Source organism: Methylobacterium aquaticum, from assembly GCF_016804325.1.
Taxonomy (GTDB): domain Bacteria; phylum Pseudomonadota; class Alphaproteobacteria; order Rhizobiales; family Beijerinckiaceae; genus Methylobacterium; species Methylobacterium aquaticum_C.
This window is the reverse complement of record NZ_CP043627.1, coordinates 594,875-602,500: the sequence shown is the minus strand read 5'-3', so window position 1 is coordinate 602,500 and position 7,626 is coordinate 594,875. Positions and strand designations below refer to the sequence as shown.

General features: G+C 71.6%; 5 protein-coding genes and 1 pseudogene (1 of these 6 running past the window's edge). 2 read left to right on the top strand and 4 right to left on the bottom strand.

The features are described from left to right. From F1D61_RS02710 to ubiG, 3 genes are all read right to left on the bottom strand, one after another. Positions 1–792 carry the 5' portion of an NADPH:quinone oxidoreductase family protein gene (locus F1D61_RS02710; RefSeq protein ID WP_203156404.1) on the bottom strand. 183 nt of this gene lie to the left of the window's left edge, so the window shows 792 of its 975 coding nt (coding positions 1–792); it begins with the start codon at positions 790–792; its stop codon lies off the left edge, out of view. 99 nt (positions 793–891) lie between these two features. Next, positions 892–1,464, bottom strand: coding sequence for a YbhB/YbcL family Raf kinase inhibitor-like protein (locus tag F1D61_RS02705; protein ID WP_203156403.1), 573 nt, complete (start codon positions 1,462–1,464; stop codon positions 892–894). 58 nt (positions 1,465–1,522) lie between these two features. Next, the gene (ubiG, locus tag F1D61_RS02700) at positions 1,523–2,272 is read right to left on the bottom strand and encodes a bifunctional 2-polyprenyl-6-hydroxyphenol methylase/3-demethylubiquinol 3-O-methyltransferase UbiG (RefSeq protein WP_203156402.1); all 750 of its coding nucleotides are present in this window, start codon (positions 2,270–2,272) and stop codon (positions 1,523–1,525) included. Positions 2,273–2,480: 208 nt separating this feature from the next. Here ubiG and F1D61_RS02695 point away from each other — a divergent pair. Next, a pseudogene (locus tag F1D61_RS02695) lies at positions 2,481–3,715 on the top strand (aspartate kinase). Between the two features lie 245 nt (positions 3,716–3,960). Beyond that, complete coding sequence (gene ptsP, locus F1D61_RS02690; RefSeq protein ID WP_203156401.1) at positions 3,961–6,222, top strand: phosphoenolpyruvate--protein phosphotransferase; 2,262 nt, start codon at positions 3,961–3,963, stop codon at positions 6,220–6,222. Positions 6,223–6,657: 435 nt separating this feature from the next. Here the strand turns inward: ptsP and F1D61_RS02685 are convergent, their stop codons facing one another. Then, positions 6,658–7,620: an ornithine cyclodeaminase family protein gene (locus tag F1D61_RS02685; RefSeq protein ID WP_203156400.1), complete on the bottom strand. Its 963-nt coding sequence runs from the start codon at positions 7,618–7,620 to the stop codon at positions 6,658–6,660. Between the last annotated feature and the right edge of the window lie 6 nt (positions 7,621–7,626).

Below are 7,626 nucleotides of genomic sequence, written 5' to 3'. Positions count from 1 at the left end.
CCAGAACACGCCCTGGATGTCGATGCCCTTCAGGAGGGCCAGGTTCAGCGGAATCTTCGGGATCTCGCCGGCTGCGAAGCCGACGACCAGGAAACGTCCCTTCCAGTTGAGCGAGCGCAGGGCCGGCTCGGAATAGGCGCCGCCGACCGGATCGTAGACGACGTCGATGCCGGCGTCGCCGCCGAGCCGCTTCAGTCCATCGCGCAGCGGTTCCTGGCTGTAGTCCAGGGTCAGGTCGGCGCCATGCGCCTTGGCGAGGTCGAGTTTTTCCGCCGAGGAGGCGCAGGCGATCACCCGCGCGCCCATCGCGTGGCCGAGCTCCACCGCCGCCAGCCCGACGCCGCCGGTGGCGCCGAGCACCACCAGGGTCTCGCCGGGCTGGAGATTCGCCCGGTCCTGGAGCGCATGCAGCGAGGTGCCGTAGGTGACTGAGAGGCCCGCCGCCTGCTCGTCGCTGACGCCGTCCGGCACCCGGGTCAGGCCGGAGACCGGCGCCACGACCCGTTCCCGGCAGGCGCCGTAGCCGAGATGGACGATGACCCGCTCGCCGACCCGGAAGGCCTCGACGCCGGACCCGAGCGCCTCGATCACCCCGCAGGCCTCGGCGCCCGGGGAGAAGGGGAGGTCCGGCTTCACCTGGTAGCGGCCGGCGATGATCAGCGTGTCGAAGAAGTTGAGCGCCGCGACGCTCACCCGCACCAGGGCCTCGCCCGGGCCGGGCACCGGATCCGGCACGTCCTCGATCACCAGGTCTTCCGGCCCGCCGAGCGCCTTGCACAGGAGTGCCTTCATCGCCACCGATCCTCCCCGCCGCACGCCGGCGGCCTGGCATCGAGTGGTGAGCCAGGCCGGGCCCGCTGGCAAGCCGACCTTCGCGTGAGATCGTGAGCGTCAGCGGCGCTCGTACGTGCCGACGAGCAGTCCCTTGGCGAGCACGTGGCCATGCATGCCCTCGAGGAGGGTGCTGCGGCCGGGAACGCCGTCGAGCCCGAGATGCCGGTTGAGGGCGTAGAGCTGGAACAGGTAGCGGTGCGGGCCGTGGCCGGTCGGCGGGTCGGGCGGCAGATAGCCGGTCTTGAGGAAGGAATTCTTCCCGATCTCCTCCACCGTGCCGCCCGAACCCGGGCTCGCCAGCGCGCCCTCGGCAAGGCCCTCGCTCGCGGGGTCGAGGTCCCAGGCGATGGCATGGACGATCGGCTTCGGGGTCGGGCTGTCGGCATCCTCCACCAGCAGCACCAGGGCTGCGGTGCCGGCCGGGATCCCGCTCCAGGCGAGCGGCGGCGAGAGCTTGGCCCCGTCCTGGGTGAAGCGGACCGGCAGCGCCGCCCCGTCCGGGAAGGCCGGGCTCGTCACCCGGAGGGCGACGGGCGCGCCGTCGAACTCCGCGTGGTAGGCGGTCTTCTCGATGCCGGCCCTCAAGCCCGACAAGGCCTCGCCCACGGCGTGGGGAATTTTTTCGAGCATGGACGCGTCTCCTCGTGTCCTGGCGACAACCGGGAGGGACGGGTCGGGGTTGCCCCGGTCAGCCGCGCGGTCTCTCGGCCGCGATCATATAGTTGACGGCGGTGTCGCGGGCGACGCTCCAGCGGGTGGTGAGCGGGTTGAACACCACGCCGGTCGTATCCGTGACCGATAGGCCGCCGCCCTCGACGGCGTCGCGCAGCTCGTCCGGGGTGACGAATTTCTCCCAGTCGTGGGTGCCCTTCGGCAGCCAGCCGAGAACGTATTCCGCCCCCACGATGGCGAGCGCGAAGGAGCGCATCGTCCGGTTGATGGTGGCGGCGAAGAGCAGGCCGCCGGGCTTCACGGCCTGGCAGGCCGTCCGCACGAAGGCCGGCATGTCGGTGACGTGCTCGACCACCTCCATGGCGCAGACCACGTCGAACCGCTCGCCCGCAGCCACCACCGCCTCGATCGTCTCGGCTCGGTAGCGAACCGGCACGCCGGCCGCGTCGGCATGGGCTTGCGCGACCTTCACGTTCGTCACCGCCGGGTCGAGCCCGGTCACCTCGGCGCCCAGCCGCGCCAGCGGCTCCGACAGGACGCCGCCGCCGCAGCCGACATCGACGAGGGTCAGCCCCGCGAGGGGGGTGGGCGCGAGCGGGTCGCGGCCGAAATGGCGGCAGGCCGTGTCGCGGATATAGGTCAGGCGCACCGGGTTGAAGCGGTGCAGCACCCGCATCGGCCCGGCCTCGTCCCACCAGGTCGCGGCGAGGCGATCGAAGCGGGCGACCTCGTCGCGGTCGATCGAGGGTCCGGTCGGTTCGCTCATCGGGACCAGGCTTTCGTGCGGGGATAAGGAATTCATCTCGATCGTCGAGGTAGCGCAGCCGCCGCCCAGGGCCAACCGCCCTGAGACGTCATGCGCCGGACCGGCGCCTGCGGCCACAAGATTGACACCGCCCCGGACCGCTTGTACCCGCCGGACGCCTGCGGCTTCGCGCTGCGGCACACAGAGAACATTGTTCGATCGGATCCCCATGCCCCGCCTGGTGATGAAATTCGGCGGCACCTCCGTCGCCACGGTCGACCGCATCCGCAACGTCGCCCGCCACGTCGCCCGCGAGGTGCGGGCCGGCTACGAGGTCGCGGTCGTCGTCTCGGCGATGTCCGGCAAGACCAACGAGCTGGTGGCCTGGTGCAAGGACGCCTCGGCGCTCTACGCCCAGTCCGAGTACGACGCGGTCGTGGCCTCCGGCGAGCAGGTCACCTCGGGCCTCCTCGCCATCGTGCTCGCCGAGATGGGCCTCAAGGCCCGCTCCTGGCAGGGCTGGCAGATCCCGATCGAGACCTCCGACCAGCACGGCTCGGCCCGGATCCAGGCCATCGACGGCGCCCGCCTCGATGCCGGATTCAAGCGCGGCGAGGTCGCGGTGATCGCCGGCTTCCAGGGCATCCATGCCGAGACCGGCCGCCTGACCACCCTCGGCCGCGGCGGCTCCGACACCAGCGCGGTCGCGGTCGCCGCGGCGATCGGCGCCGAGCGCTGCGACATCTACACCGACGTCGACGGCGTCTACACCACCGACCCCGGGTGGTGCCGAAGGCCCAGCGCCTCGAACGGGTCGCCTTCGAGGAGATGCTGGAGATGGCATCGCTGGGGGCCAAGGTGCTCCAGGTGCGCTCGGTCGAGCTCGCCATGGTGCACCGGGTGCCGACCACCGTGCGCTCCTCCTTCGACGACCCCGACGACGCCCGCCCCGGCACCCTCATCTGCGACGAGGACGATATCGTGGAACAGCAGATCATCACGGGCATCGCCTTCTCGAAGGACGAGGCGCAGATCACGCTTCGCCGGGTGAAGGACAAGCCCGGCATCGCCGCCGCCATCTTCGGCCCCCTGGCGGATGCCAACATCAACGTCGACATGATCATCCAGGTCGTGTCCGGCGACGGCGCGGCCACCGACATGACCTTCACGGTCCCGGCGGCCGATTACGAGCGCGCCCGCGCGATCCTCGACGCGCAAAGCGGCACGGTCGAGTTCGAGCGGCTCGAGGGCGCCACCGACGTGGTCAAGGTCTCGGCGATCGGCATCGGCATGCGCAGCCATGCCGGCGTCGCCGCCAAGGCGTTCCGGGCGCTCGCCGAGAAGGGCATCAACATCCGGGCGATCACCACCTCCGAGATCAAGTTCTCGGTGCTCATCGACGCCGCCTATACCGAGCTCGCCGTGCGCACGCTCCACTCGCTCTACGGCCTCGACAAGGCCTGATCGCGCTACGGGCCCCTTTGGCCCGATACCGGTGCGCCCCGTCCGCGATGCATCGCGGGCGGGGCGTTCGCTTTTTCGGCCCCGGCATCCCCTGGCGGGAAACGTCTCCCCCGATGGACGCTTGCCCGCCGGGCGCCGGACTCGCTATACGGCGGTAACGGGGCCGATGCGTCAGGCCCGCGCAGGCTCGGCCTCACGGTTGCGCCACGCGGGGCCCGGCTCGCCAAAGGGTGGAACACGACACGATGCCCGCAGCGCCTGGAGGCCCGCGCCTGCTACTGCGCCGCCTTCGCGAGGCCATGGCGGAGCCGGTCGGCCCGCAGGCGCGCCTCGACCGCATCGTCGTCCTGATCGCGTCCAACATGGTCGCGGAGGTCTGCTCGGTCTACGTCCTGCGCGACGACGGCAACCTCGAGCTCTTCGCCACCGAGGGCCTGAATCGCGAGGCGGTGCATCTCACCACCATGCGGGCCGGCGAGGGCCTGGTCGGCCTGATCGCCGCCACCGCCGAGCCGCTGTCGCTCTCCGACGCCCAGTCGCACCCGGCCTTCTCCTATCGCCCGGAGACCGGCGAGGAGGTCTACCACGCCTTCCTGGGCGTGCCGCTGCTGCGGGCCGGCAACACGCTGGGCGTGCTGGTAGTGCAGAACCGCACCTACCGGGTCTATTCCGAGGAGGAGATCGAGGCGCTCCAGACCACCGCCATGGTGCTGGCGGAGATGCTCGCCTCCGGCGAGTTGCAGGCGCTCTCGCCCGGCACGGTCAGCGCCTCGCGCCGGTCGCTGAGCCAGTGCGGCGTGGCGCTCGCCGACGGCGTGGGCCTCGGCCACGTCGTGCTGCACGAGCCGCGCATCGTGGTGCGCAACCTGATCGCCGAGAATGTCGAGCGCGAGGCCTCGCGCCTCGACACCGCCATCGCGGAGGTGCGCGCGGCGATCGACGATCTCGTCGAGCGCGGCGACGTGGCCGGCGCCGGCGAGCACCGGGAGGTGCTCGAGACCGTCCGGATGTTCGCCCACGACCAGGGCTGGCTGCGGCGGATGCGCGAGGCGGTGCTGTCGGGCCTCACCGCGGAAGCCGCGGTGGAGCGGGTGCAGTCGGACAACCGCGCCCGAATGCTGCGCCAGAGCGATCCCTACCTGCGCGAGCGCCTGCACGACCTCGACGACCTCGCCAACCGGCTGCTGCGCCAGCTCGTCGGCCGCCCGATCGGCGGGCAGGAGGCGATGCCCGAGAACGCCATCCTGGTGGCCCGCTCGATGGGCCCGGCGGCGCTGCTCGACTACGACCGCTCGCGCCTGCGCGGCGTCGTGCTGGAGGAGGGCGGGCCGACGAGCCACATCGCCATCGTGGCCCGGGCCCTGGGCATCCCGGCGGTGGGCGAGGTGGCGAACGCCACGGCGCTCGTCGAGAGCGGCGACGCCATCATCGTCGACGGCGGCACCGGCGAGATCCAGATCCGGCCGGGACCCGAGATCGAGGCGGCCTATGCCGAGAAGGCCCGGCTCCGGGCCCGGCGGCAGGAGCAGTACCGGGCGCTGCGCGACGTGCCGGCGGTCACCCGCGACGGCGTCGCGGTCGGGCTGCAGCTCAATGCCGGCCTCATCGTCGACCTGTCGCATCTGGGCGAGACCGGGGCCGAGGGCGTCGGGCTGTTTCGCACCGAGTTGCAGTTCATGGTCGCCGAGCGGATGCCGTCGGCGGCCGAGCAGCAGGTCCTGTACGAGGCGGTGTTCGACGCCGTCGGCGACCTTCCGGTCACGATCCGGACCCTCGACATCGGCGGCGACAAGGTGCTGCCCTACATGAAGGCGCTGGAGGAGGAGAACCCGGCCCTCGGCTGGCGGGCGATCCGCATCGGCCTCGACCGGCCGGGCCTCCTGCGCATGCAGCTGCGGGCCCTCCTCAAGGCCGCCCGCGGGCGGCCGCTCAAGATCATGTTCCCGATGGTCGCCACCGTCGAGGAATTCGTCCAGGCGAGGGGGATCGTCGAGCGCGAGAAGGCGCATCTCACCCGCCACGGCCACCCGCTGCCGGCGGATTGCCGCCTCGGCGTGATGGTCGAGGTACCCTCGCTCCTGTTCCAGATGGACGAGATCGCGGCGGAAGCCGATTTCCTCTCGGTCGGCTCGAACGACCTGATGCAGTTCCTGTTCGCGGTCGACCGCGAGAATCGCCAGGTCGCCAACCGCTTCGACCCGTTGAGCGCCGCGGCGCTCCGCGCCTTCCGGCTGATCGCCGAGCGGGCCAACGCCGCCGGCACCCCGGCCACGGTCTGCGGCGAGATCGGCGGGCGGCCGCTCGAGGCGATGGCGCTGATCGGGCTCGGTTTCCGTGCCCTCTCGATGTCGCCGGCCTCGATCGGCCCGGTCAAGGCGATGGTGCTGGGGATCGATGCCGGCGCGGTGGCGGCGTTCCTGGAGCGGGAACTGGCGCGGACCAAGGACGGGGCGTCTCTGCGGCCGGCGCTGGCGGCGTTCGCCGAGGAGCACGGCGTGCCCGTCTGACGGGCCGGTGCCGGACCCCTTGCGCCGAGCGGAGAGCCGCCCGTCCGCGCGATTCCGATGACGTCCGGCGTGCCGTCTCGGGCTCTCCTGCCGGGTCAGAGCCCGGGAGTGCCGGCGTCTTGCGTCCGGAATGCCGATCCTCGCGACGCGGTTCGACGGGCTGCCGCAGAGGCGACGTTCTCCGCATCGGTCCGGACTCCGCCGTCGCGGCCCCGGAACGATGCAGGCGGGTTGGAAAACCAGGATATCGATCGAAACAAACTTTGCCGAGAATCCAATCGGCGGCTCCGTGATGCGGGTTTCTTCTTCCCTCGGAGCTTGTTCGAGCGATTGCCCTGATTCGACATGCCAGGCAAACTCCCCCGATGTCGTCCCGGGTTCCGCTGTCGCGGCTCCGGGATGACATCGAGGCTGTCGGTCCGGTCGACGGACCCGTCAGGCCTCGCCCCGTTCCGCCGCGTCCTTGGCCGCCTCCAGCAGGAACTGGCCGACATACAGGTCCTGGAGCGCGATGCCGGAGCTGTCGAAGACCGTGATGTCCTCGGGCGACAAGCGGCTGGGGCAGCGGCCCTCGAGGACCGCGCCGATCGGCGAGAGGACCAGCGCGCCGCTCTCGATCCGCTCGCGGACGTGCTGGAACTCGCCGATCTCGACCGATTGCGAGGGCAGGTCGCAGAACAGGCGCGCGGTCTCGTGGAGCTCCACCGGCAATTCGTGCTTGCCGCGGGCATCCGAGCCCATGCCGGCGACGTGCGTGCCGGGCCGCACCCAGGCCGCCTCGAAGAGCGGTGCGCGCGAGGGCGTGGCGGTGACGATCACGTCGGCGGCGCGGCAGGCCTCCTCCGGCGAGGAGGGCGAGACCTCGAGGTCGACGCCGTGGTCCTTCAGCCGCTTGGCGAAGCCTTCGGCCTTCTGCCGCTCGCGGGCGACGACGTGGACGCGCGTGAGCGGCAGGATGCGGGCGAGCGCTCCGACCTCGTAGAGGGCCTGGTTGCCGGCCCCGAAGATCGCCAGAGTCCGGCTGTCGGGCCGGGCCAGGGCCTGGGCCGCCACCGCGTTGGCGGCGGCGGTGCGGTAGGCGTTGGCGGCGGCGGCCTCGACCACCGCGCCGATCCGCCCGCAATCCTGGTCGATCAGCAGGATCGTCGAGTTGTGGCGCGGCAGGCCGCGGGCGGGGTTGTTGTGCCAGAACGCCCCGACCTTGAGGCCGGCGAGTTCCGCGGTCGAGCCCGACTTGATCGAGAAGGTGTCGCGCGGGTCCGAGGCCCGGGCGATCACCGCCGGGAAGACGGTGGCCGTGTCGGAGGCCGCCGCCACCAGCGCCCGCCGCACGGGCTCGAACGCCGCCGCGTGCGAGATCAGGCGGGAGGAGAGGGATTCGGGAATGAACGTGGCCATGGATCG

Coding starts and splice junctions, on each gene's coding strand:
- F1D61_RS02705 (WP_203156403.1), bottom strand. CDS start 1,464: ATGCTCGAAAAAATTCCCCACGCCGTGGGCGAGGCCTTGTCGGGCTTG.
- ubiG (WP_203156402.1), bottom strand. CDS start 2,272: ATGAGCGAACCGACCGGACCCTCGATCGACCGCGACGAGGTCGCCCGC.
- ptsP (WP_203156401.1), top strand. CDS start 3,961: ATGCCCGCAGCGCCTGGAGGCCCGCGCCTGCTACTGCGCCGCCTTCGC.
- F1D61_RS02685 (WP_203156400.1), bottom strand. CDS start 7,620: ATGGCCACGTTCATTCCCGAATCCCTCTCCTCCCGCCTGATCTCGCAC.